At 70.4% G+C, this 22,314-nt stretch carries 23 protein-coding genes and 1 pseudogene; 13 read left to right on the top strand and 11 right to left on the bottom strand.

Annotated features, from left to right (window positions below; genetic code table 11):
- Positions 1-48 precede the first annotated feature (48 nt).
- Positions 49-990 carry an alpha/beta fold hydrolase gene (locus tag BMY97_RS16840; protein ID WP_091617780.1) on the bottom strand — a complete coding sequence of 314 codons (942 nt, stop codon included), beginning with the start codon at positions 988-990 and terminating at the stop codon, positions 49-51.
- Between the two features lie 147 nt (positions 991-1,137).
- Here BMY97_RS16840 and BMY97_RS16845 point away from each other — a divergent pair, with 147 nt between their 5' ends.
- From BMY97_RS16845 to BMY97_RS16870, 6 genes are all read left to right on the top strand, one after another.
- Positions 1,138-2,205: an acyl-CoA dehydrogenase family protein gene (locus BMY97_RS16845; protein ID WP_091617781.1), complete on the top strand. Its 1,068-nt coding sequence runs from the start codon at positions 1,138-1,140 to the stop codon at positions 2,203-2,205.
- Positions 2,202-3,374, top strand: coding sequence for an acyl-CoA dehydrogenase family protein (locus tag BMY97_RS16850; RefSeq protein WP_091617782.1), 1,173 nt, complete (start codon positions 2,202-2,204; stop codon positions 3,372-3,374). Before BMY97_RS16845 ends, BMY97_RS16850 begins: the two co-directional genes overlap by 4 nt.
- Positions 3,371-4,279, top strand: a complete 909-nt coding sequence (locus BMY97_RS16855; protein WP_091617783.1) for a bifunctional MaoC family dehydratase N-terminal/OB-fold nucleic acid binding domain-containing protein — start codon at positions 3,371-3,373, stop codon at positions 4,277-4,279. Before BMY97_RS16850 ends, BMY97_RS16855 begins: the two co-directional genes overlap by 4 nt.
- A complete protein-coding gene (locus tag BMY97_RS16860) occupies positions 4,276-4,692 on the top strand; it encodes a MaoC family dehydratase (protein WP_091617784.1) in 417 nt (138 codons plus the stop codon). Before BMY97_RS16855 ends, BMY97_RS16860 begins: the two co-directional genes overlap by 4 nt.
- Positions 4,689-5,858, top strand: coding sequence for a lipid-transfer protein (locus tag BMY97_RS16865; RefSeq protein ID WP_091617785.1), 1,170 nt, complete (start codon positions 4,689-4,691; stop codon positions 5,856-5,858). Before BMY97_RS16860 ends, BMY97_RS16865 begins: the two co-directional genes overlap by 4 nt.
- Positions 5,859-6,007: 149 nt before the next feature.
- On the top strand, positions 6,008-6,583 hold the full coding sequence (locus tag BMY97_RS16870) for a DUF5134 domain-containing protein (protein WP_091617786.1): 576 nt from the start codon (positions 6,008-6,010) through the stop codon (positions 6,581-6,583).
- Positions 6,584-6,592: 9 nt separating this feature from the next.
- On the opposite strand, the gene BMY97_RS16875 is transcribed toward BMY97_RS16870, so the two are convergent.
- The 6 genes and pseudogenes from BMY97_RS16875 to kstD all read right to left on the bottom strand — a co-directional run bounded on the left by BMY97_RS16875 (position 6,593) and on the right by kstD (position 12,195).
- Positions 6,593-7,060 carry a riboflavin kinase gene (locus BMY97_RS16875; RefSeq protein ID WP_091617787.1) on the bottom strand — a complete coding sequence of 156 codons (468 nt, stop codon included), beginning with the start codon at positions 7,058-7,060 and terminating at the stop codon, positions 6,593-6,595.
- A 62-nt stretch (positions 7,061-7,122) separates the two neighbouring features.
- Positions 7,123-7,983, bottom strand: a complete 861-nt coding sequence (locus tag BMY97_RS16880) for a MaoC/PaaZ C-terminal domain-containing protein (RefSeq protein WP_091617788.1) — start codon at positions 7,981-7,983, stop codon at positions 7,123-7,125.
- A 9-nt stretch (positions 7,984-7,992) separates the two neighbouring features.
- Positions 7,993-9,018 (bottom strand): ferredoxin--NADP reductase, encoded by a 1,026-nt coding sequence (locus tag BMY97_RS16885; RefSeq protein WP_091617789.1) that lies wholly within the window; start codon positions 9,016-9,018, stop codon positions 7,993-7,995.
- A 95-nt stretch (positions 9,019-9,113) separates the two neighbouring features.
- A pseudogene (locus BMY97_RS16890) lies at positions 9,114-9,362 on the bottom strand (hypothetical protein); the annotation flags it as partial.
- Positions 9,359-10,519, bottom strand: a complete 1,161-nt coding sequence (locus tag BMY97_RS16895; protein WP_091617790.1) for a 3-ketosteroid-9-alpha-monooxygenase, oxygenase component — start codon at positions 10,517-10,519, stop codon at positions 9,359-9,361. The pseudogene BMY97_RS16890 and the gene BMY97_RS16895, both read right to left, overlap by 4 nt.
- Positions 10,516-12,195 carry a 3-oxosteroid 1-dehydrogenase gene (gene kstD, locus BMY97_RS16900; RefSeq protein ID WP_091617791.1) on the bottom strand — a complete coding sequence of 560 codons (1,680 nt, stop codon included), beginning with the start codon at positions 12,193-12,195 and terminating at the stop codon, positions 10,516-10,518. Before kstD ends, BMY97_RS16895 begins: the two co-directional genes overlap by 4 nt.
- 100 nt (positions 12,196-12,295) lie before the next feature.
- Here kstD and BMY97_RS16905 point away from each other — a divergent pair, with 100 nt between their 5' ends.
- Genes BMY97_RS16905 through hsaB form a run of 5 tightly spaced genes read left to right on the top strand, consistent with a single transcriptional unit; the run spans position 12,296 to position 17,368 of the window.
- Positions 12,296-13,882: an FAD-binding protein gene (locus tag BMY97_RS16905; protein ID WP_091617792.1), complete on the top strand. Its 1,587-nt coding sequence runs from the start codon at positions 12,296-12,298 to the stop codon at positions 13,880-13,882.
- Positions 13,883-13,915: 33 nt separating this feature from the next.
- Complete coding sequence (hsaA, locus tag BMY97_RS16910; protein ID WP_091617793.1) at positions 13,916-15,091, top strand: 3-hydroxy-9,10-secoandrosta-1,3,5(10)-triene-9,17-dione monooxygenase oxygenase subunit; 1,176 nt, start codon at positions 13,916-13,918, stop codon at positions 15,089-15,091.
- A complete protein-coding gene (gene hsaD / locus BMY97_RS16915) occupies positions 15,091-15,936 on the top strand; it encodes a 4,5:9,10-diseco-3-hydroxy-5,9,17-trioxoandrosta-1(10),2-diene-4-oate hydrolase (RefSeq protein ID WP_177231380.1) in 846 nt (281 codons plus the stop codon). Before hsaA ends, hsaD begins: the two co-directional genes overlap by 1 nt.
- Positions 15,936-16,835, top strand: coding sequence for an iron-dependent extradiol dioxygenase HsaC (gene hsaC / locus BMY97_RS16920; RefSeq protein ID WP_091617795.1), 900 nt, complete (start codon positions 15,936-15,938; stop codon positions 16,833-16,835). Before hsaD ends, hsaC begins: the two co-directional genes overlap by 1 nt.
- Positions 16,832-17,368, top strand: coding sequence for a 3-hydroxy-9,10-secoandrosta-1,3,5(10)-triene-9,17-dione monooxygenase reductase subunit (hsaB, locus tag BMY97_RS16925; protein ID WP_091617796.1), 537 nt, complete (start codon positions 16,832-16,834; stop codon positions 17,366-17,368). The genes hsaC and hsaB overlap by 4 nt, the downstream gene beginning before the upstream one ends.
- A gap of 1 nt (position 17,369) precedes the next feature.
- Here hsaB and BMY97_RS16930 read toward each other — a convergent pair whose 3' ends face one another.
- Both BMY97_RS16930 and BMY97_RS16935 read right to left on the bottom strand, forming a co-directional pair.
- Entirely contained in the window at positions 17,370-17,624 is a 255-nt protein-coding gene (locus BMY97_RS16930) for a Smr/MutS family protein (protein ID WP_091617797.1), read from the bottom strand.
- Positions 17,625-17,771: 147 nt separating this feature from the next.
- A complete protein-coding gene (locus BMY97_RS16935) occupies positions 17,772-18,497 on the bottom strand; it encodes a flavodoxin domain-containing protein (protein WP_091617798.1) in 726 nt (241 codons plus the stop codon).
- Positions 18,498-18,803: 306 nt separating this feature from the next.
- On the opposite strand from BMY97_RS16935, the gene BMY97_RS16940 reads away from it, so the two are divergent.
- Both BMY97_RS16940 and BMY97_RS16945 read left to right on the top strand, forming a co-directional pair.
- Positions 18,804-19,196, top strand: a complete 393-nt coding sequence (locus BMY97_RS16940; RefSeq protein WP_091617799.1) for an ankyrin repeat domain-containing protein — start codon at positions 18,804-18,806, stop codon at positions 19,194-19,196.
- 380 nt (positions 19,197-19,576) lie between these two features.
- Positions 19,577-20,035 (top strand): hypothetical protein, encoded by a 459-nt coding sequence (locus BMY97_RS16945; protein ID WP_091617800.1) that lies wholly within the window; start codon positions 19,577-19,579, stop codon positions 20,033-20,035.
- Positions 20,036-20,109: 74 nt separating this feature from the next.
- Here the strand turns inward: BMY97_RS16945 and BMY97_RS16950 are convergent, their stop codons facing one another.
- Both BMY97_RS16950 and BMY97_RS16955 read right to left on the bottom strand, forming a co-directional pair.
- Positions 20,110-21,198: an MBL fold metallo-hydrolase gene (locus BMY97_RS16950; RefSeq protein WP_091617928.1), complete on the bottom strand. Its 1,089-nt coding sequence runs from the start codon at positions 21,196-21,198 to the stop codon at positions 20,110-20,112.
- Between the two features lie 13 nt (positions 21,199-21,211).
- Complete coding sequence (locus tag BMY97_RS16955; protein ID WP_091617801.1) at positions 21,212-22,246, bottom strand: fatty acid desaturase family protein; 1,035 nt, start codon at positions 22,244-22,246, stop codon at positions 21,212-21,214.
- Positions 22,247-22,314 lie beyond the last annotated feature (68 nt).

The raw sequence follows: 22,314 nt of genomic DNA on the forward strand, positions 1-22,314 counted from the left end.
GCCGGCGGTGGTTGCCTCGAACGGATTCCCGCTCAACAGCCGTCTCAACTAGGCCGAGTCCTCTTCGGAATCCTCGGCCTCCTCGTCGGCGATCGCCGCGTGCACCGCCGTGCAGGCCGCCATCACCGCGGGCACGAACTGGTTCGCCGCCAGCACACAGGCCGTGTGCCCGGCCGGGATCTCGTACGTCGCCGCGCCCGGGATGCGCCGGGCGAGTGAGCGCTGGTGCGCGGGCGCGATGAAGCCGTCGCGGGTCGTGACGACCACTGACGTCGGGATGCGCAGCGTGTGCAGCCAGGGCGACGAGTCGAAGCGGCCGATCTCGTCGAGTGCCACGGCGATCGCCCACGGGCTGGTGGAGCGGAATTCCTCGAGCGCCCACCGGTGGTCTTCCAGGCGCGCGAGCCGTTCCCGGCGCGGCTCACCCGGCACCAGGCCGATCCGCGCCTGGTCGCGCATCAGGTGCAGGGTGCGGCCGAACAGGTCGAGCGCGACGCGCTGGCGGATGCCGCGGCGGAAGTTGCTCGCCGTGGAGCACAGCACCAGCCCGCTCACGCGCTCACGCTCCTGGTAGGCGACGATCTGCCCGACCATGCCGCCCATGGAGTAGCCCGCGACCATGAAGCGGTTGATGCCCAGCGCGTCGGCCACCGCCACCACGTCGCCGGCGCAGTCCTGGAGCGTGAACTCCTGCGAGCGGATCCCCTGGCCGTGCCAGCGCTGGTCGAACACCACCACGCGGTAACGCGCCGAGAGCCGCGCCAGCACCGGGTACCAGGTGAGCAGCCCGGTGCAGGCGACCGAGTGCAGCAGGATGATCGCGGGCGCGTGCCGCGGGCCGACGTCCACCACCACGGTCTGCCCGCGCCCGGGCAGCGAAAGCGGCTGGGGGTCCGGCACGCCGGCCGTGGGCGGGATCGTCGCGAGCCGCCGGGTGGCCTGCCAGCCGACGTCACCCAGCGCGTCTTTGAGAACCTGTTCCGCACCCACGTCGACTCGGCGCCCCTCTTCGTTCGACGGCGTCTTCCGCTTCTGTGTACCCGGTTGCCGAGGCGTCCGGGGGTTGCCGATCCGCCCCGTTCCGGTTAAGACTAGAACGTGTTCCAGTCAGTTCCGGCATCCGGAGGGAGGCCCGGCGTGGACTTCACCCCTGACGATACGCAGGCGGAGATCACCGCGCTGACCGCGCGTGTGCTCACCAAGGCCGACGAGCCGGCCGGGCAGTGGCGGGCGATGGCGGACGCGGGCCTGCTCGCGCTCGCGCTGCCCGCCGACCTCGACGGCGACGGTTTGGGCGTCGCCGAGGTCGCGCAGGTGCTCACGGAGGTCGGCCGCGCGGCCGCCGCCGTGCCCGCGTACGCCGCGCTCGCCCTGGGCGTGCTGCCGGTCGAGACGCTCGGCAGCCCCCGTCAGCGGGCCGCGCTCCTGCCCCCCGTCGCGACGGGGGAGACCCTGCTCACGGCGGCGTTGCACGAGCCGTCCGCGCCGCTGACCACCGTGCCCGGCACCGTCGCCGAAGCCGGGGACGGCGTCTGGCAGCTGACCGGTGTGAAGGTCGGCGTGCCGTGTGCCGCCGAGTCCGCCCGGATCCTCACGCCGGTCGCGATGCCCGGCGGGACGGCCGTGGCGCTGGTCGACCCGCGGGCCGACGGCGTCGAACTGGTCGGCGGCCACAGTTCGACCGGCGCGCCCGAGTACACCCTCCGCCTCGACCACGTGCGGGTCACCGACGAGGACCTGCTCCGCGACCGCGCGCCCGGCCATGCCGTCGCCACGCTGCACCGGTTCGCTCTCGCCGGCGCGCTGGCCCTCGGTGACGGGCTGCTGGCCGGGGCGCTCGCGCTGACTTCGCGGTACGTCGGGGAACGGGTCCAGTTCGGCCGCCCGCTCGCCACGTTCCAGGCCGTGGCCGGGCAGATCGCCGACGTCTACGTCGCCTCCCGGACCGTGCACCTCGCGGCGACGTCCGCGGTGTGGCGCCTGGCCGCGGGCCTCGACGCGGACACCGAACTCGAGATCGCCGCCTACTGGCTGACCGAGCAGGCGCCGTCTGCGCTCGCGACTTGCCATCACCTGCACGGCGGTGTCGGCGTCGACGAGACGTATCCGCTGCACCGGTATTCCTCGGCGGTGAAGGACCTGGCCCGCGCCGTCGGGGGCGCGGCGCATCGGCTGACGCGACTGGGCGAACGGGTGGCGGGATGAACATCGAACTGACCGCCGCGCAACAGGCGTTGCGCGCGGAGCTGCGGACGTACTTCGCGACCCTCGTGTCGCCGGACGAGCGCCGCGCGATGCTGCGCGAACGGCACGGCACCGTCTACCGGGAGATCGTGCGGCGGATGGGCCGGGACGGGCGGCTCGGCGTCGGCTGGCCGAAGGAGTACGGCGGCCAGGGCTTCGGCGAGATCGAGCAGCACATCTTCGTCGACGAGGCCTCGCGTGCCGACGTCCAGCTCCCGTCCGTGACACTGCAGACGGTGGGGCCGACGCTTCAGGCCTTCGGCACCGAGGAGCAGAAAGCCTTTTTCCTGCCGAAGATCCTCGCCGGCGAAGTCCACTTCGCCATCGGCTACACCGAACCGGACGCGGGCACCGACCTGGCGTCCTTGCGCACCACTGCGGTGCGGGAAGGTGGCGAGTACGTCGTCAACGGCCAGAAGATCTTCACCACCGGCGGCCACGACGCCGACTACGTGTGGCTCGCCGTGCGCACCGCGACGGACGCGCCGAAGCACAAGGGCATCTCGATCCTCATCATGGACACGCGCGACCCCGGCTACTCCTGGACGCCGATCATCACCTGCGACGGCGCGCACCACGTGAACGCGACCTACTACAGCGACGTGCGCGTGCCCGCGGAAATGCTGGTGGGTAAGGAGAACGAGGGCTGGCGGCTGATCACCACGCAGCTCAACCACGAGCGCGTGATGCTCGGCCCGGCCGGTCGGGTCGGCGGCCTGCACGACCGCGTGTGGGCGTGGGCGGCCGCGCGCCGCACCCCGGACGGCGTCCCGCTGCTCGACCTGCCGGACGTGCGCGCGGTGCTCGCCGAGACGTTCGCGGTGGCGCGGGTGAACGAGCTGCTGAACTGGCAGGTGGCGGTCTCCGCGTCGGCGGGGCCGGTCGCGGTGGCCGACGCTTCGGCCACCAAGGTGTTCTCCTCCGAGCGGATCCAGCGGATCGGGCGGCTGCTGGACGAGCTCGTGGGACGGCACGGCGACCCGGCCGACGCGGAGACCGCGGAACTCGCCGAGTGGCTGGACGTGCTGGCGAAACGGAACCTGGTGCTGACGTTCGGCGGGGGCGTCAGCGAGATTCAGCGTGAGCTGATCGCCTCCGCCGGACTGGGACTGCCGAGGGTGCCGCGATGACGATCGAGGAAGCCGCCGCGAAAATCGCCGCACAGGGGGAATGCGCTCCCCGGTACGCGCGCGACCCGGTCAACCAGGGGATGGTCAACAACTGGGTCGAGGCGATCGGCGACGTCAATCCCGTTTACACCGACGAGGATTTCGCCTCGTCGAGCGTCCACAAGGGACTGGTGGCGCCGCCCGCGATGGCGCAAGTGTGGACGATGGCCGGCCTGCACGGCGGCCGCGCCGAGGACGACCCGATGGGCGCGATCATGGCCGTGCTCGACGAGGCCGGGTTCACCTCCGTGGTGGCGACGAACTCCGAGCAGACCTACCACCGGTACCTGCGGCCGGGGGAGCGGCTCGCGGCCACCACGATCCTTGAGGACGTCACCGGCCCGAAGCGCACCGGCCTCGGCGAAGGCTGGTTCGTCACGACCCGCACCAACTGGTACGTCGGCGAGGAACTGGTCGCCGACATGGTGTTCCGGGTGCTTAAGTTCCGCCCGCCCGCTCCGGCGGCCCCGGCGGCGCCGGTGCTGCGGCCGGTGATCAGCCGCGACACGGCGTTCTTCTGGGAGGGCCTGAAAGCGGGCGAGCTGCGCATCCAGCGCTGGGGCACGACGCTGCGGCACCCGCCGGGGCCGATGCCGCCGGACGGGTCGCTGGACGCGGTCCCGGACTACGTCGTGGCCAGCGGCCGCGGCACGGTGTACAGCTACGTCGTCCACCACCACCCGGCGGTGCCGGGCAAGCGGCTGCCGTTCGTGGTGGCGCTGGTGGAGCTGGAGGAGGGCGTGCGGGTGATGGCCGAGCTGCTGGACGCCGGGCCGGACGAGGTCCACATCGGACTCCCGGTGCTCGCCGCGTTCGTCCGCGTGGACGACGAGCTGACCCTGCCCGCGTGGAAGGTGGCCCCATGACGGATTCAACGCAGCCGGACTTTTCGGTGGGCGCGCAGCTGCCGCCGCTCACGATCGAGGCGACGCCGACGTTCGTGGTCAGCACGGCGCTGGCGACCCGTGACTTCCAGGACGTGCACCACGACCGCGACGCCGCCGTCGCCCGCGGCTCGAAGGACATCTTCCTGAACATCCTCACCGACACCGGCCTGGTGCAGCGGTTCGTGAGCGGCTGGGCCGGGCCGGAGGCGCTGGTGCGGTCGATCAAGATCCGGCTCGGCGTGCCGTGTTACGCCTACGAGACCCTGACGTTCACCGGGCACGTGGTCGCCCGGGACGGCGCCGACGTCGAGCTGGCCGTGTCCGCTGTGGACAGTCTCGGCGAGCACGTCACCGGAACGGTTTCGCTGACGCTGCCTGGAGGTGCCGCGTGACGCTCTCGCGGAAGGCGGCCATCGCCGGGATCGGTGCGACGGAGTTCTCCAAGGATTCCGGGCGCAGCGAGCTGCGGCTGGCCGCGGAGTGTGTTTCCCACGCGCTGGCCGACGCGGGCCTGAAACCGTCCGATGTGGACGGCCTGGTGTCGTTCACCATGGACGGCAACGCGGAGATCGCGCTGGCGCGGGAGCTGGGCATCCCGGAGCTGTCGTTCTTCAGCCGGATCCACTACGGCGGCGGGGCGGCGGCCGCGACGGTGCAGCAGGCCGCGCTGGCGGTGGCGAGCGGCGTCGCGGAGGTCGTGGTGGCCTACCGGGCGTTCAACGAGCGTTCCGAGCAGCGGTTCGGCCAGGTGTCCGCCGCGGCGGCCGGGCAGGTGAACTCCTCGGGCGTCGACAACGCGTTCCACTACCCGATGGGCATCGCCACCCCGGCGGCGACGGTGGCCATGGTCGCCCGCCGCTACATGCACGAGTTCGGCGCGACGAGTGAGGACTTCGGGCGGATCGCCGTCCTCGACCGCGCGCACGCGGCCACCAACCCGAAAGCCTGGTTCCACGGCCGGCCGATCACGCTGGAAGAGCACCAGGCGTCGCGCTGGGTCGCCGAGCCGCTGCACCTGCTGGACTGCTGCCAGGAGAGCGACGGCGGGGTCGCGCTGGTCGTCACCTCCCTGGAACGGGCGCGCGACCTGCGCTGCCCGCCCGCCGTCGTCGCGGCCGCGGCCCAGGGCAGCGGGCCGGACCAGTACGTGATGACCAGCTACTACCGGGACGACCTCGCGGGGCTGCCCGAGATGGGCGTGGTCGGGCGGCAGCTGTGGGCGCAGTCGGGGCTGGGACCGTCCGATGTGGACGTCGCGGTGCTGTACGACCACTTCACCCCGTACGTGCTGATGCAGCTGGAGGAACTCGGGTTCTGCCCCCGCGGCGAGGCCCCGGGCTTCATCGCCGGCGACACCCTTTCGCTCGGCGGCGCGCTGCCCCTGAACCCGCACGGCGGCCAGCTCGGCGAGGCCTACATCCACGGCATGAACGGCATCGCCGAGGGCGTCCGCCAGGTCCGCGGCACGGCGGTCAACCAGGTGGCCGGCGCGTCGACGGTGGTGGTCACCGCGGGCACCGGCGTCCCGACCAGTGGGCTGGTCTTGACGAGTGACTGACCGTCACCCATACCCCGGCCCCGTACAGCGCCCCGGTGAGCGCCGGTAACTCTTGTGGGGCAACGGCTTCACCCCTCTGCTGGCTGGCGCCGGCCGGACCCGGATGTCACGGTGGAATCCCCGGCCGGCAACGCGGAGTGAGGCAAGGCATGACTCTGGCGGTGGTGGTGGCGTGGCTGCTCACCGCGGTGTTCGCGGTGCTGGTGCTGCCGTGCGTCCGGCGCCTGGTCCGGCTCGACTACGTGCACCTCGGCCCCGCCGTCCGCAACGGCGACCTGGCCGAGCTGCTGCTCGTCGTCGCCATGATCGCGATGGCGTCGCCGGTCGGTGCGCCGATCCCCGCGGCGGGCTGGCAGGCGATCCTCGTCCTCACCACCGGCTGGTTCGCCTTCGCCTGGTGGCGTTCTCGCGCCGAAGCCGGGCTGCACGCCGGGGGCTGCGGCCATCACGCGCTTTCCGCCGCGGCGATGCTCTACCTGGTTTCCGCGATGCCGCACGGCGACATGGTCCACGGTCCCTGGCTCACCATGTCCACCGCGGAAACCGGGCTCGCCCTGCCGGTCCTCGCGATCGGGGGTGCCGTTTACTTCGCGGCCGACGCCGTGCGGTCCGGTTTCCTGGCCGTCCGCACGCGTGGCCGGTACTCGCCGGGCTTCACCTCGCGGACCGTCTGCCGCGCGGTGATGGGTGCCGGTATGGGGTACATGCTGCTCGCCGCGCTGTGACGGCGAGTATCAGCCCAGCCGGCGGACTTCGCCGTCCGGTGGCGGTGAACCCAAGGCGGGCAGCCCGCTCGCCGGATGACCGGCGACCCACTCGCGCGCCGCGGCCACGTCGAGGGCCAGCGCCTCGACCAGCGCTTCCCCCGACGTGTATTTCTGCTGCTCGCGCAGGTGCCGGCCGAGCCAGACGGTGAGCGTCTCGCCGTACAGATCGTCCGCGAAGTCCAGCAGGTGGGCCTCGACGAGCCGGTAGCCGTCGGCGCCGTAGTACGTCGGGCGGCGTCCGACCGAGACGGCCGCCGCCACGAAAGTCCCGTTCGCGCGCTCCACCCAGCCGGCCCAGACGCCGTCGCCGACCTGGCCGCTCTGGTCGCGCAGGGCGATGTTCGCCGTGGGGAACCCGAGTTCGCGGCCGCGTTTGTCACCCGGTTCGACCGGGCCGCGTACCACGAAGAAGGTGCCGTCGTGCTCGTCCGACATCCCGCCGTCCTTCTCGTGTGCGAGGGTTTCCGTTCCGCACACGGTATCGCCGGACGCGGGGCTCAGCGCGGCACGAGCACTGTGTCGGACAGCACAGGCGCGTCCTCGCGCTCGGGCGCGGTGGTGGTGACCAGGAGCCGGCCGTCCTCGCGCCACACCCGGGTCCGCAGCCGCTCGCCGGGGAAAACGACGCCGGCGAACTTCGTGCCGAACGACGCGACCCGCGCCGGGTCCCCGTCCAGGAACGCGTCGATCAGCGACTTCGCCACCACGCCGTACGTGCAGAGGCCGTGCAGGATCGGCCGGTCGAAGCCGGCCGCGCGGGCGAACGCGGGATCGGCGTGCAGCGGGTTGCGGTCGCCGCACAGCCGGTACAAAAGCGCCTGCTGCGGCAGGGTCGGCGTCTCCAGCACGGCGTCCGGCTCACGCTCCGGCCACGCGATCCGGTCGGACGGCCCGCGCTCGCCGCCGAACCCGCCCTCGCCGCGCGCGAAGATGCTCGACCGCGCTGTCCACAGTGGATCCCCGCCCGCGTCGGCCACCTCGGTCTCCTGCACCAGCACGGCGGCCTTGCCCTTGTCGAACACGTCCACGATGCGGGTGCGCGCCACCGCCTTGCCCTCGACCGGGATCGGCCGGTGCAGCTCGATCTCCTGCTTGCCGTGCAGCACCTTGGCCAGGTCGATGTCCACCCCGGGGAAGCTCAGCTTCGGCGGCTCGAACGTGCGCAGGTTCGCCGCGACAGTCGCGAACGTCGGGATCACCCGCAGATCGTCCTCGTAGGTGTAGCGCAGCTCCCGCTCGTCGACCGGGTCCGCGCCCGCGCCGAGGCCCAGGTGGTACAGCAGCACGTCGGACGGCGTCCAGCCGAACGCCAGCTCGCCGAGGTCGGCGCCGACGGCCAGCGCGGGGTCGATGGGCACGGGCTCTCCCTACTCGTAGCTGATGGAAACCTCGTCGGTCAACGGTACCGACTGGCAGGCCAGCACGATCCCGTCGGCGATGTCCTCGGCGTCCAGTACCTCGTTGTTCAGCATCTTCACCTCACCGGCGACGAGCCGGCACGCGCACGCGCTGCACTGCCCTTCGCGGCACGAGTACGGCGCGTCGAGCCCCTCCGCGAGCAGGTGGTCGAGCAGCTTCCGCTGCCGTGGCCAGGTGACCTGCCGCGTCTCGCCGTCGAGGCTGACGGTCAGCTGCGTGGTGCCCGCGTCGACGGCCTCGGGCTCGGGGGTGCCGGCTTCGAACGGATTTCCGGTCAGTGACTGGAACTTCTCGACGTGGACGCGTTCACGCGGCACGTTCAGCTCGGTCAGCGCGGTCTTCGCCGCCGCCATGAACGGCGCCGGACCGCAGAGGAACGCCTCGTGCCCGGCGTACGGCCGCACCAGCTCGCGCAGCTGTTCGGGCCGCGGCAGGCCTTGCAGGCTTTCCAGCCAGTGCAGCACGACGAGCCGTTCCGGGTACCGGGCGCCCAGCTCGGCCAGCGCCCGCGCGAAGATCACCGATTTCTCGTCCCGGTTCGCGTACACGAGCACGACGCGCCCGCGGCCGCGTTCCAGCGCCGACTTGAGGATCGAGATCACCGGCGTGATCCCGCTCCCCGCCGCGAACAGCAGGAAGTCCCCGTCCAGCGATGCCGGGCAGAACACCCCGGACGGCGCCAGGACGTCGATGGCCGACCCGGCCCGCAGCTCGTCGCACACCCAGTTCGAGCCGTATCCGCCTTCGGTGCGCTTCACGGTCACCTGCACCCGGCCCTCGTGCGGCGCACTCGAAAGCGAGTAGCACCGCGCGACCGATCCCGTGCGTTCGCTCGGAATCCGCAGGGTCAGGAACTGCCCGGGCGCGTAGGCGAACGCGGCGGCGTGCTCGGGCGGCACCTCGAACACGATCGACCGCGCGTCCTCGGTCTCCCGCACCACCTCGGCGACGGTGAGGGTGACGACCGCGCTCATGGCGCACCACCAGGAGCGACTCCGTTGGCGGCCTGGGCCGGGCTGCTGTGTGCGGGAGCGACCCCGCCGCCCGGTTGTTCGGCGGCCGTGGCCAGGCCCAGAACGCCGTCCCGCACCGCGTCGGCGATGCTGTCCGACAGCTTCTCGCAGGTGTCCAGCAGCGCGGTGCTCCCGCCGGCCGCCGCGTGCGCCGCGAAGACCGGGCAGCTGCGCGCGGCGTCGGTGGTCCACTGGATGCTGGTGTGCTTGAGGCTGTTCTTCTTCACCAGCACACAGGTCCCGCAGCTGCGGCACTCGTGCGGCCGCAGCCCGGCGGTGAGGAACTCGGTGGCCTCGGCCGTCACACCCCGGCCTCTTCCGCCTCCGCGCGCTGCCGCGCCAGGTTCTCCGCGACCTCCGCCGACCACGCCTCGTTGGCCTTGGTCGTGTCCACCTCGAACTCGAACCGGCGCGTCATGTCCTCGCTGACGTCCGCAGCGTCCACGTAGAACTGCTCGTACCAGCGCCGCAGCTGGTACACCGGCCCGTCCTCCTCGCACAGCAGCGGGTTGTCGATGGCCGACTTGTTCTTCCAGATCTCCACGTCCTGCAGGAAGCCCACGCCGATGCCCTTGGCGAGCTTCTCCGCGATCTTGTCCGCGTGCTCGTCCGAGATGCCCGGCATCTTCTTCACCATGATCCCCCACTGCAGCACGAACGAAGTCGGCGAAACGGGGTAGTGGCAGTTGATCAGCACGTTCTCGATCTCGAAGCCCTGGAACGAGTTCACCAGGTGGTTGATCATGTACGACGGGCCGAAGTACGACGCCTCCGACCGCAGCAGGTTGTCCTCGCCGCCGTAGTTGGACGCCATGCCCATGTCCGGGCGGCCCTTGGTGTTGAGGTACTGCGTGGCGACGTGGCCGTCGAAGACGTTCTTGAAATACGTCGGGTAGGCGTAGTGGATGTAGAAGAAGTGCGCCATGTCCACGACGTTGTCGATGATCTCGCGGCAGTTGGCGTTCTCGATCAGGATGGAGTCCCAGGTCCAGTTGCTCCACTCGTCGCTGAACGCGCCCTCGACGCGCGGCACCACCACGTCGTCCGGCGGCGGGTTGCCCTCCGGGTCGTGCCAGACCAGCAGCTGCTTGTTCTCCTCCAGCACCTGCCACGAACGGGTGCGCGCCCGCAGCGGAACCCTTTTGGCGTAAGGGATCGAGACGCACTTGCCGCTGCCGCTCCACCGCCAGTCGTGGAACGGGCAGGCGATCTCGTCGCCCTTCACCGAGCCCTGGGACAGGTCCCCGCCCATGTGCCGGCAGTACCCGTCGAGCACGTTCAGCTTGCCCGCCGAATCGGCGAAGACCACCAGCTTGGTGCCGAACGCGTTGATGGCGTGCGGTTTCCCGTCGCGGAAGGTGTCGGCGAGCCCGAGGCAGTGCCAGCCGCGGGCGAACCGCGCGGGCGGCGTGCCGGCATCGATCGTGCGGACGGATTCGGATCCCTGCGTCTGTGGCGTCATCGCCTGCCTCCCGTGCCGGTCCGATCTTCGTTCGCCAGCCGCTCGGCCGCAAGGTAGCCGAACACCATCGCGGGCCCGATCGTCGCGCCGGGCCCGGCGTAGGTGCGGCCCATCACGGCCGCGCTGGTGTTTCCCGCCGCGTACAGCCCGGGGACGACGGAGCCGTCCTCGCGCAGCACTCGCGCGTGTTCGTCGGTGCGCAGCCCGCCCTTGGTGCCGAGGTCGCCGGGCACGATCTTCGCCGCGTAGAACGGCGCCTTCGACAGCTCGCCCAGGCTCGGGTTCGGCCGGTTGCGCGGGTCGCCGTAGTAATGGTCGTACGCGCTGCGTCCGCGGTGGAAGTCCTCGTCGACCCCCGCGCGGGCGAAGCCGTTGAACCGGTCGACGGTCGCCGTCAACGCGTCCGCGGGCACCTCGATGCGCTCGGCGAGCTCCGCGAGGCTGGCCGCCCTGGCCACGACTCCGGACTTGTACCAGCGGCCGGGCAGGGGCTGGCGCGGCCCGATGCCGGTGAACAGGTAGCGGTCCTTGTACCGCTGGTCGAACACCAGCCACGTCGGGATGTGCTCGCCCGGCCCGTCGCCTTCGCCGTACATCGCGTGCACCGCTTCGACGTACGGCGCGGACTCGTTCACGAACCGCTGCCCGCGGGCGTCCACCATCAGGCAGCCCGGCCGCGACCGCTCCGCGAGCGCGAACCACGGCCCGCCGGTCAGCGGCATCGACGGTCCCCACCAGGCGTCGTCCATCAGGTCGAGCGCCGCGCCGAGCTTGAGCCCGGCCGTGATGCCGTCGCCGGTGTTGGCCACCGCGCCGACGGTCCACTCGGTGCCGATCGGCGCGCGCTGGTACTTGGTGCGCATCTCCTCGTTGTGCTCGAAGCCGCCGCAGGCGAGGATCACCCCGCGCCGCGCGCGGAACAGCGTCTCGACGCCGTTGTGACGGGCGAGCACCCCGGTGACCTGGTCGTCCTCGGTGTGCAGGTCGAGCAGCGGGGTGTCCAGCAGGACGTCGACGCCCGCCCGCGCCAGCCCGGCCCGGAGCCCGGCCGCAAGCGCTTGCCCCATGGCGAGCAGCTGCTGCCCGCGCAGGCGCCCGGCCAGCCACCGGGCGCCGAGCCCGAGCACCCGGGCCAGCCCGCGGGGGTGCCGCGCGATCAGGCTCAGCCACCGGTAGTCCGACTGCGTGATCGGCACGCCCAGCGGCGGCGCGCTGTAGGGCGGCTCGAGGTGCGCGAGCTCCGCGCCGAGCAGCTTGCCGTCCAGTGCCTTCGGTTCCACCGACCGTCCACCGGGCCGTCCGCCGGGCGCTTCGGGGTGGTAGTCGCTGTAGCCCGGCACCCAGCGGAACTTCAGCGGGGTGCGCGCGCTGACGAATTCCAGCACCTCGGGCCCGCGCGCCAGGAAGGCCTCACGCCGCTCGGCCGGGACGACCTCGCCGACGATCGCCGCCAGGTACTCGCGCGCCCGCTCGGGTGGCTCGTCGATCCCGGCCGCCTTCAGCGCGTGATTACCGGGGATCCAGACGCCACCGCCGGACCGGGCCGTCGACCCGCCGAAGCAGGCCGCCTTCTCCAGGACGACAGTGCTGAGCCCCCGGTCCGCGGCGGCTAGGGCCGCGGTCATCCCGGCGGCGCCGCTGCCGACCACCACGACGTCGTACTCCTCGTTCGCCATTCCACCTCACATGCAACGTGTTATAGCGCGTTACTGGCCTGTTCGGAGCCGCTTCTGTCACCATAGACGAGAACGTGTTCCAGTTCTAGGGTGGCTCGATATGGACGAACTCGTCGCGGATGTCGTGATCATCGGATCGGGAGCGGCCGGCGTGTGCGCGGCCATCGAGGCGGCCGACGCGGGCGCCGACGTGCTCCTGCTCGACCGCTTCACCGGCGGTGGTGCCAGCCGGGTCAGCGGCGGCGTGGTCTACGCCGGCGGTGGCACCGAACAGCAGCGTGCGGCGGGTGTCGAGGACACCGTCGACGCGATGTACGCCTACCTCCGGCTCGAAACCGGGGAGATCGTCTCCGAGCGGACGCTGCGGCGCTTCTGCGAGGAGAGTCCCGCCATGATCACCTGGCTGGAAGCCCAGGGCGTGCCGTTCGAGGGCAGTCTGTGCCCGTACAAAACCTCTTATCCCAGCGACAAGCACTACCTGTACTACTCCGGCAGCGAGGCTTCGGGCGAGTTCCGGAAGGTGGCGAAGCCCGCACCGCGCGGGCACCGGGTCAAAGGGCCGGGCACCTCGGGCAAGCTCCTGATGGCGCGCCTGGCCGAGGCCGTGCGCCGCCGTGACATCCGGGTCCTGCCCCAAACGCAGGCGCAAAGCCTGATCAAGGCGGCGGACGGCACCGTCACCGGCGTGGTCGTGAAGAGTCTCCGCGACGCGCCTCGCTCGGTCCGTGCCCGTCACGCGCGCCTCGCGGCGTACTCCGCCAAGCCGGGGATCTACGTGCCTTCGCTGCGCAAGTCGTTGCACCGCCGCGTCGAACGGCTGGAGCGGCGGCACGCCCGCGAGCTGAAGATCACCGCCCGGCGTGGCGTGGTCCTGGCCGCGGGCGGGTTCATCGCGAACCGCGAGCTGGTGCGGGAGCACGCGCCGGCCTACCGGGGCGGCCTCGCGCTCGGCACCTCGGCCGACGACGGGTCGGGCATCGGGCTCGGCGTCGAAGCCGGTGGGCGGACCGCCGAAATGGGCCGGATCTCGGCGTGGCGGTTCCTGACCCCGCCGGCGGCGTTCCTCGGCGGCTTGCTCGTCGACGCGAACGGCCGCCGGATCATCGACGAATCCCGTTACGGCGCGGCGATCGGCGAGCGGATGATCACCGCGCACGAGGGCAAGGGCTGGCTGCTCGTCGACGCGCCGATCGTGGCCGAAGCCCGCCGCGACGGACGTCGGCAGGGTCAGTGGTTCGCCTGGCTGCAACTGCGTTACCTCCTGCAGAGGGGCCGCGTTTCCGGCGCGACGGTGGAGGAGGTCGCGCGGCGTGCGGGTGTCGACCCCGCGGGCCTCTCGGCCACCTACGAGGCCTACCGGAGCGGGCCGGACCCGATGGGCAAGCCGGCGGAGTTCGCGCGCCCGCTGGACGCGCCGCCGTACTCGCTCATCGACGTCTCGGTCAAGCCGAACCTCGGCTACCCCTGCCCGATGCTCACGCTCGGCGGGCTCGTGGTCGACGAAGACACCGGCGCGGTGGCCGGGGTGCCCGGGTTGTACGCCGCCGGGCGGACCGCGGTGGGAATCTGTTCTAGCTCCTACGTCAGCGGTCTTTCGCTGGCCGACTGCGTCTTCTCCGGCCGCAGGGCGGGATTGCACAGCGCGCTGGAGCCGGACCGCATCGACAAAAACGAGAACGTGTTCTAGTCTTGGTCCGGTCGAGCGAGAGAGGGACGGCCGATGAGCGAACTGGCTGCCGACGCGGTGATCACGGCGATCCGGGACCTGCTCCCGGTGCTGCGGGACCGCGCACAGGAGACCGAGGACGCGCGCCGCGTGCCCGCCGAGTCGGTCAAGGCACTGCAGGAGACCGGGTTCTTCAAGCTGCTGCAACCGAAATCGTACGGGGGCGTGGAAGCCGACCCGGTGAGCTTCTACACCGCGGTGAAACTCATCGCGAGCGCCTGCGGGTCCACGGGCTGGGTCGCCTCCATCCTCGGCGTCCACCCGTGGCACGTGGCGCTGTTCGACGCGCAGGCGCAGCAGGACGTCTGGGGTGAGGACACCGACGTGCGCATCTCGTCGTCCTACGCCCCGATGGGCAAGGCGACCGTGGTGGACGGCGGCTACCGGCTGTCGGGCCGCTGGAGCTTCTCCTCCGGCTGCGACCACTGCTCGTGGGTGCTGCTCGGCGGGCCGGCGTTCGCCGACGGCAAGCCGGTGGACTTCTGCACCTACCTGCTCCCGATCGCCGACTACTCCATCGTCGACGTCTGGGACACGGTCGGCCTGCGCGGGACGGGCTCCAACGACATCGTCGTCGACGACGTCTTCGTGCCGCAGCACCGGGCGCTGAGCTTCATGGCGACGTCGAAATGCCGTACCCCGGGCCAGGAAGTGAACCCGGGCCCGCTGTACAAGCTGCCGTACGGCTCGGTGCACCCCAGCACGATCACCGCGCCGATCATCGGCATGGCGCAGGGCGCCTACGACGCCCACGTGGAGCACCAGGGCAAGCGGGTGCGCGCGGCGTACGCGGGGGAACAGTCCAAAGAGGACCCGTTCGCGAAGGTGCGGATCGCCGAGGCGGCCAGCGAGATCGACGCGGCCTGGCTGCAGCTCACGCACAACATCGACGAGCTGTACCAGCACGCGTGCCGCGGCGAGAAGCTGCCGTTCAGCACCCGGCTGCGCGTGCGGCGGGACCAGGTGCGCGGGACCGAGCGGGCGATCTCCGCCATCGACCGGCTCTTCGAGAACTCCGGCGGCCGCGCGATCCAGCGGGGCACGCCGATCCAGCGGTTCTGGCGCGACGCGCACGCCGGCCGGGTGCACGCGGCCAACGACGCCGAACGCGCGTACGTCATGTTCGGCACCGGCGCCTTCGGGCTGCCCGTCGAGAATGCGATGGTGTGATGGCACCCGAAGGCGCGTACGTCAAGGTCCGAAGTGGACTGAACCTGCACTACCACGAGGCCGGCTCCGAACACGAGGAGACGGTGATCCTGCTGCACGGCGGCGGGCCCGGCGCGTCGGCGTGGAGCAATTTCGGGCGCAACCTGCCGGTGTTCGGCAAGGCCTACCGCACGATCGCCGTCGACCAGCCCGGGTTCGGCCGGTCGGACAAGCCTGCCGAGCATCCGCAGTACTTCCGGCACAGCGCCGACGCCGTGGCCGGGCTCATGGACGAGCTGGGCATCAAGCGGGCGCACCTGGTCGGCAATTCGCTCGGCGCGGGGGCCGCGGTCCGGCTGGCCCTGAACCACTCGGACCGGGCGGGGCGGCTGGTGCTCATGGGTGCCGGCGGCCTGAGCCTGAACCTCTTCGCGCCCGATCCCACGGAAGGCGTGCGGCTCCTGGCCCGGTTCGGCGCCGAGCCGTCCCGGGAGCGGATGGAGGCGTTCCTCCGGATCATGGTGCACGACCAGGCGCTGGTGACCGACGAGCTGGTGGACGAGCGGTTCGCCGCCGCCAGCGCGCCGGGGTCCCTGGCCGCTATGCGGGCGATGGGCCGGTCGTTCTCGCAGCCGGACACGTACGAGGAAGGGCTGCTCTGGCGCGAGGCGTACCGCTTGCGGCAACGGGTGCTGCTCGTCTGGGGCCGTGAGGACCGGGTCAATCCGCTCGACGGGGCGCTGCTGGCGTTGAAGACGATTCCGCGCGCGCAGCTGCACGTGTTCGGCGGGTGCGGGCACTGGGCGCAGCTGGAGAAGTTCGACGAGTTCAACCGGCTCGCCCTCGACTTTCTCGGGAGTGCGTGATGGGCATCCGTTCGCTGGCGTACCTGCGGATCGAGGCGACCGACCTCGAGGCCTGGCGGGTGTACGGCCTCAAAGTGCTCGGCATGGTCGAGGGCTCGGGCAGCGATCCGGAGGCGCTTTACCTGCGCATGGACGACTTTCCCGCGCGGCTGGTGATCTTTCCCGGCACCCGGGACCGCCTGGCGCAGGCCGGCTGGGAGACCGAGAACGCCGCCGGACTCGCTGAGATCCGGTCGCGGCTGGACGCGGCTTCCGTGCCGTACAAGGAAGGCACGCCCGAGCAGCTCGCCGACCGGCGGGTGGACGAGCTGATCAGCTTCGACGACCCCTCCGGCAACACCCTCGAGGTGTTCCACGGTGCCGCGCTCCAGCACCGCCGGGTGGTCAGCCCGTACGGCCACCGTTTCGTGACCGGTGAGCAGGGGCTCGGCCACGTGGTGCTCTCGACCCGCGACGACGCCGCGTCCCTCACGTTCTACCGTGACGTGCTGGGCTTCCGGCTGCGTGACTCCATGCGCCTGCCGCCGCAGCTGGTCGGCCGTCCCGCCGACGGCGAACCGGCGTGGCTGCGCTTCTTCGGCTGCAACCCGCGCCACCACAGCCTGGCGTTCCTGCCGATGCCCACGCCCAGCGGGATCGTCCACCTGATGGTCGAGGTCGAGGAGACCGACGACGTGGGGCTCTGCCTGGACCGCGCGCTGCGGCGCAAGGTGCCGATGTCCGCGACGCTCGGGCGGCACGTGAACGACCTGATGCTGTCGTTCTACATGAAGACCCCCGGCGGCTTCGACGTCGAGTTCGGCTGCGAAGGCCGCCAGGTCGACGACGAGAGCTGGATCGCCCGCGAGAGCACGGCGGTTTCGTTGTGGGGGCACGACTTCTCCGTCGGTGCCCCGTGACAGCGGTGCTGGACCCGTTCCGCTTCCGCGAGGTGCTCGGGCACTTCTGCACCGGCGTCACGGTGGTCACGGGCCACGACGGCGCCGCGCCGGCCGGCTTCGCCTGCCAGTCCTTCGCGGCGCTTTCCCTGGACCCGCCGCTGGTGCTGTTCTGCGTGGCCCGGACGTCGCGGACCTGGCCGGTGCTCGCCGAGTCCGGGTCCTTCGCGGTGAACGTGCTCGCCGAACAGCAGCGCGAGGTCAGTGCCGTCTTCGGCGCTCGCGGGGCCGACAAGTTCGCCTCAGTGCCCTGGCGGCCGGCCCCCTCCGGAGCGCCCCTGCTGGACGGCGCGCTGACCTGGGTGGACTGTGCCTTGGAGGCCGTGCACACGGCCGGCGACCACCTCGTGGTGGTCGGGCGCGTGACGGACCTGGGGGAGACCTCGGACGCCCGTCCGCTGCTGTTCCACCGCGGCCACTACACCGTGACGGAGCCGGTCCCGGACGCCCTCACGGCCCTGATGCCCTGGCCCCGCCCGGACGACTGGTTATAGGTTATTTCCAGCGAAAGTGGACAAAAACCCGGCCGAAGTTGTCCTTGTCCTTCTCGATCCGGTGGTAGAGCGCCTTGATGTCCTTGCGCTCCAGAAACCGCAGGACATGCTTCTTCAACTGGCCGGACCCCTTGCCGGGAATGATCTCGACCAGCGGTGCCTTCTTCGCCACGGCCTCGTCGATGATCGCCTGCAGCGCCCGGTCGATCTCACCGCCGCGGTTGTAGATGTCGTGCAGGTCGAGTTTCAGCTTCATGGGACCCAGACTGCCACTGAGGTGTGTCCGACGGAGTTTCGGCTGGTGGCAGAGACGATTGCCGGTCGCGCCACGGTTTGCAGATGATCAGTGGTCGTTGATCGAAGTCTCCGACGCCCGTTCTATGTACGAGACACGGACAGCCGGCTAACGCTCTAACTGTTCGACTATGCGGTCCCACAGTGCAGTGAAGAACTCTTCTTTCGTGTAGGTGCGATCACCGCTGCCCATGCTGCCGAAGACGGAGAAGTCCACCATCTTGAGCTTGGGCGTCTGCGCCTCGCGGTCAAAGAACGGCGTCGCGTATCCATTGCTCGAGTTGCCACCGGCCCCCATGCGGTGGGTGCCGACCACGAAGTTCAGGCTGCTGTCCCCGAACGAACTGCCCTTCTCGATGTCCAGTCCGTAGACCGTGCGCCCCTGTCGCTCGATGCGCACCGCGATCTTTACCTCACCTCGCCGGACGGTGCCGACGAAGCCGGCCGATTCGAGCTGGTGGGCGGCGGCCTGCAGCTGGTCAGCCAAGTAGTCGTAGGTGGTGCCGAGCTCGCGGTAGGTGCTGAAGGTTTGCGGCACCACCTTCGGCAGGCGGACCTGCATTGCTTCTTGGACGACCTCGCCAACCTCGCGGGCCGGCTGCTGACCACTCGCACCGATACGGTGTGCCACCGCCTCAGCCAGCTGCTCTGGGGTGTAGTCGTCGGCCTTCAGGTAGTGGATGTGCGGGTGCATCAGATCCGATGGCACTTGAACCTTGCCCAAGAGGACCGGCAGTACGTACCCGTCCCCTTGGTTCACCGCGGTCATCATGGCGGCCGAGAACTCGTCCTGCGGGATCGGTTTGGCCAGGTATTCTGTAGAAATGAACGGCAAGCGATGTCGTAGGTTGTGACGCTCATTTACAGTATGCGCCAAGCTCAACGGGTGACGCTCGCGTGAGCCTTTTTGCCCTGATTTTGTCATCTCTTGGGCTGCTGCTTAAAATCATCCCGAAGGACGGTCCGATCCGCCATGGGCACAGGCCTGGGTTTGAATGCTGGCGGGCTCGTGACCGGGCCCAGCTGGAAGACTGGGCCTGGCAGTGGTTTATTGAGTAGGATAACGAGCCGTCGCACCACTGGGCCGAGGACTCGCGTAGTAGTGTGAGCTGCCTCTCTGTGTAACGCTAGGGGCTTTGACATGATTGACCGCCAAGGGCGCTCTGAGCTGCATTACAGCGCGCTTGAAGGTGCTGCCGGTCAAGCCCGCGCGCTCTTGGCGGAGGGGCAAGACCCGAACCTCGGGGACTATGACGGTTTCGTCCCGCTCCACCTCGCGGCCCAGCAGGGCAACGTAGAGGTCGCCGAGGTGCTGCTGGAAGCCGGAGCCGCGGTCGATGCGGTTGACAAGTATGGGAACACGCCGCTGTTCGTGGCTGTGTTCAATTCGCAGGGACGAGGCGAGGTCATTCGATTGCTTCGTCGGTCCGGGGCTGATCCGCGCAAGGTAAACCGCTCGGGGCAGACTCCGGTCGGGCTGGCCCGGCTTATCGCAAATTACGATGTCAAGCAGTTTTTCGAGGATGTCGATTAGCGGTCGGTGCTGAGAGGGTGAGCTGCCGGGGTCGGCTCTTGCGAACCGTGCTTGCGGTGCCGTGTGCTCAAGCGGCTCGGTGGGCGGATCCAGGTGGTTCGACCCAGTCCCTTGGGGGGTGCCAGGCGGTGCCGTGTTCCGCTGAGTGGCACGCCAGGCGCATGCGGCAGGAGGCCAAGAAGTTGATCAGTCACGCAATGGTTAACAAATGACTATCTGCTTTGTTACTTGGTCCAAACCATGCGACCATCTTGGTCATGAATCATCTTCACGTTCGAGCAATGGCGCCGAACCCCGTGATTCTCTTGATCCTCTACGGGCCAGCGGGACTGTGGCGGCGGAGGCACCGCCGAAGATGTGAACCACAGTAGGAGGACCACATGAAGGCGACCCGCTTGCTTGTCGGCATCACCGCTGTTGCCGGGACGATGTTCCTGGCCGTTCCCGCCTACGCCGCGACCGGCCAGGTCGACGGCAACATCACCGTGGGCGGCTCGAGCTGTTCGTGGACCAACGCGACCACCAGCGACGTGGCGCCGAACACCCTGACCATCGACCACACGACGGTCAAGCCGAGCTGCAGCGGCAGCATCGTGGCGAGCCTGACCAACGACCCGACCGCCACCTTCGACGACACGGCCGGCACGGTTTCGTCGGCCGAGGTGGACGTCACCGGGACGGTGCTCGGCATCAACTGCTCGTACAAGGTGACCGGCCTGTCGCTCTCCCGCCAGGGAACGACGCGGACTTACACCGGTGGCCCGTTCACCGCCAACGGCGGCGGCGGGCTGTGCCCGAGCTCGGAAACGGTGGACTCCGCCACGTTGACCTTCCACTGATCCACTGATCCACTGATCCACAGACCGACAGCAGCGCGGAGCGACCCCGACGGGCCGCTCCGCGCTCGCCGTTGTCAGAGCGTCTGCCACCAGCCGTCGACCGCCGGCGGGTTCGCGACGTCGAGCCGCTCGCCCGGCTTCGGCACGGCGAGGGCCAGGTCGTTCGCCTTGGCCTCGCGCCACACCCGGTCGGCGGGCTCGGCCCACGGGTGCATGGCGAGGGAGAACGTCGCCCAGTGCACGGGCACGAGCAGGCCGCCGCGCACGTCGATGTGCGCGGCGACGCCCTCCTCCGGGGTCATGTGGATGTCCGGCCAATGCGGGGCGTACGCGCCGATCTGGATCAGCGTGGCGTCGAACGGGCCGTGTTCCTCGCCGATCTTCGCGAAGCCGTCGAAATAACCGGTGTCACCGCTGTAGAAGACGCGGTGCCGGGGCCCGGCGATCACCCATGACGTCCAGAGGGTGCTGTCGTTGCTGATGCCCCGGCCGGAGAAGTGCTGCGCCGGGGTGGCCACGAACCGGATGCCGCCGACCTCGGCCGCCTCGTTCCAGTCCAGCTCGATGATCCGGGAACCCGGCACCTGCCACCGTTCGAGGTGCGCGCCGACGCCCAGCGGCACCAGGAACGGCGCGTCGTGGGTGGCCAGCAGCTCGCGCACGGTGGCGAGGTCCAGGTGGTCGTAGTGGTCGTGGGAGATGACGATCGCGTCCACCCGCCCCACCGAGGCCAGCGGCACCGGCGGCGCGTGCAGCCGCCGCGGGCCGGCGAACGCGGCGGGCGACACCCGGTCGCTCCACACGGGGTCGCACAGCACGCGGGCGCCGTCGATCTCCACGAGCGTGGACGCGTGGCCGTACCAGGTCAGGTAGACGCCGTCCGCGGATTCCACGACCGGCTGCGCGACGAGCGGGATCTCCCCGCCGGGCTTGCGCAGGGCCCGGTTTTCGCCGAACAGCAGCTCGCGCAGGATGCCGCCCGCGGCCGAGGGCGAGGGTGACGCCCGGGTGGGGGAGGCGTTGCGGAACAGGCCGTCGGCGAACTGGGGCGACCGGCGCATGCGCTCGGCCCGGGCACCGGTGGCCTTCGCGCCGAAGGCCACCGGGAAGTCACCACCGAAGGCCATCGCGAAATTGCGGAGTGCCGAGACCGTCTTCCTCACCATGAAGCCGAGTCTACGAACGCTTCCTGAGAGGGGCCCCAGTTTCATGCAGGTGGGTGAGGGCCTGCCGGTAGGAGTCGATCAGGCCGGTCTGCAGGTAGGGCACGCCCAGCTCCGCGCAGTAGTCGCGCACGATCGGCTGCGCCCGGCGCAGGTGCACCGACGGCATGCTCGGGAACAGGTGGTGCTCGATCTGGTAGTTGAGCCCGCCCAGCGCGACGTCGATGACCGCGCCGCCGCGGACGTTGCGGGAGGTGAGCACCTGCTTGCGCAGGAAGTCCAGCTCCGGCCGGCCGGTGAGCGTCGGCATGCCCTTGTGGTTCGGGGCGAAGATCGATCCCATGTAGACACCCCAGACACCTTGGTGCACAACGAAGAAGAGCAGCGCCAGGCCGGGCGGGAGGACGATGAACAGAGCGGACAGGTAAACGACGAAGTGGGTCGCCAGCAGGGCGGCCTCGACGCCGCGGGCGCGTAGCCCGGGCTTGGCGACCGAGCGGATGCCCGACCAGTGCAGGTTCAGGCCTTCGAGGGTGAGCAGCGGGAAGAACAGGAAGGCCTGGTAACGCCCGATGAACCGGGGCACGCCGCGGCTCGCCCGGGCCTGGTCCTTCGACCAGACGAGGATGTCCGGGTCCACGTCGGGGTCCAGCTCCTCGTGGTTGGGGTTCGCGTGGTGGCGGGTGTGCTTGTCCATCCACCACCCGTAGCTCATGCCGACGCCGAGGTTGCCCGCGATGCGGCCGGCGATCTCGGTCGGGCGGCGGGTGCGGAACACCTGGCGGTGGGCGAGGTCGTGGGACAGCAGGGCGATCTGGCCGAACATGAAGGCCTGGAACACCGCGATCGCGAGCTGCCACCAGGAGTCGCCGAGAAGCGCGAACGCCACCCAGCCGCCGGTGAACAACGCGGTCACGAGGGTGATCCGGAACGTGTAGTAGCCGGGGCGCCGCGCGAGCAGGCCGGCGTCGGCGATGCGCCGCGACAAGCGGGCGAAATCGCTGCCGGAGCCGGCCGGGGCGGACTGGACGAGGTTCTCTGTGGTCACCTCGTCGAGTGTTTCGGCGATCCGGGCCGGGCAGAACCCTGCACACCCGACGAGCGGTGCGGGGGTTG

The organism is Amycolatopsis saalfeldensis, from assembly GCF_900110575.1.
GTDB classification, from domain to species: Bacteria; Actinomycetota; Actinomycetes; order Mycobacteriales; family Pseudonocardiaceae; genus Amycolatopsis; species Amycolatopsis saalfeldensis.

What these genes read in the sequence shown, in the direction of transcription:
- BMY97_RS16930 (WP_091617797.1), bottom strand. Translation starts at nt 17,624, where the DNA reads ATGAAGCTGAAACTCGACCTGCACGACATCTACAACCGCGGCGGTGAG.
- BMY97_RS16855 (WP_091617783.1), top strand. Translation starts at nt 3,371, where the DNA reads ATGACGATCGAGGAAGCCGCCGCGAAAATCGCCGCACAGGGGGAATGC.
- BMY97_RS16875 (WP_091617787.1), bottom strand. Translation starts at nt 7,060, where the DNA reads ATGTCGGACGAGCACGACGGCACCTTCTTCGTGGTACGCGGCCCGGTC.
- hsaC (WP_091617795.1), top strand. Translation starts at nt 15,936, where the DNA reads ATGGGCATCCGTTCGCTGGCGTACCTGCGGATCGAGGCGACCGACCTC.
- BMY97_RS16850 (WP_091617782.1), top strand. Translation starts at nt 2,202, where the DNA reads ATGAACATCGAACTGACCGCCGCGCAACAGGCGTTGCGCGCGGAGCTG.
- BMY97_RS16860 (WP_091617784.1), top strand. Translation starts at nt 4,276, where the DNA reads ATGACGGATTCAACGCAGCCGGACTTTTCGGTGGGCGCGCAGCTGCCG.
- kstD (WP_091617791.1), bottom strand. Translation starts at nt 12,195, where the DNA reads ATGGCGAACGAGGAGTACGACGTCGTGGTGGTCGGCAGCGGCGCCGCC.
- BMY97_RS16870 (WP_091617786.1), top strand. Translation starts at nt 6,008, where the DNA reads ATGACTCTGGCGGTGGTGGTGGCGTGGCTGCTCACCGCGGTGTTCGCG.
- hsaD (WP_177231380.1), top strand. Translation starts at nt 15,091, where the DNA reads ATGGCACCCGAAGGCGCGTACGTCAAGGTCCGAAGTGGACTGAACCTG.
- hsaA (WP_091617793.1), top strand. Translation starts at nt 13,916, where the DNA reads ATGAGCGAACTGGCTGCCGACGCGGTGATCACGGCGATCCGGGACCTG.
- BMY97_RS16945 (WP_091617800.1), top strand. Translation starts at nt 19,577, where the DNA reads ATGAAGGCGACCCGCTTGCTTGTCGGCATCACCGCTGTTGCCGGGACG.
- BMY97_RS16905 (WP_091617792.1), top strand. Translation starts at nt 12,296, where the DNA reads ATGGACGAACTCGTCGCGGATGTCGTGATCATCGGATCGGGAGCGGCC.
- BMY97_RS16940 (WP_091617799.1), top strand. Translation starts at nt 18,804, where the DNA reads ATGATTGACCGCCAAGGGCGCTCTGAGCTGCATTACAGCGCGCTTGAA.
- BMY97_RS16895 (WP_091617790.1), bottom strand. Translation starts at nt 10,519, where the DNA reads ATGACGCCACAGACGCAGGGATCCGAATCCGTCCGCACGATCGATGCC.
- BMY97_RS16885 (WP_091617789.1), bottom strand. Translation starts at nt 9,018, where the DNA reads ATGAGCGCGGTCGTCACCCTCACCGTCGCCGAGGTGGTGCGGGAGACC.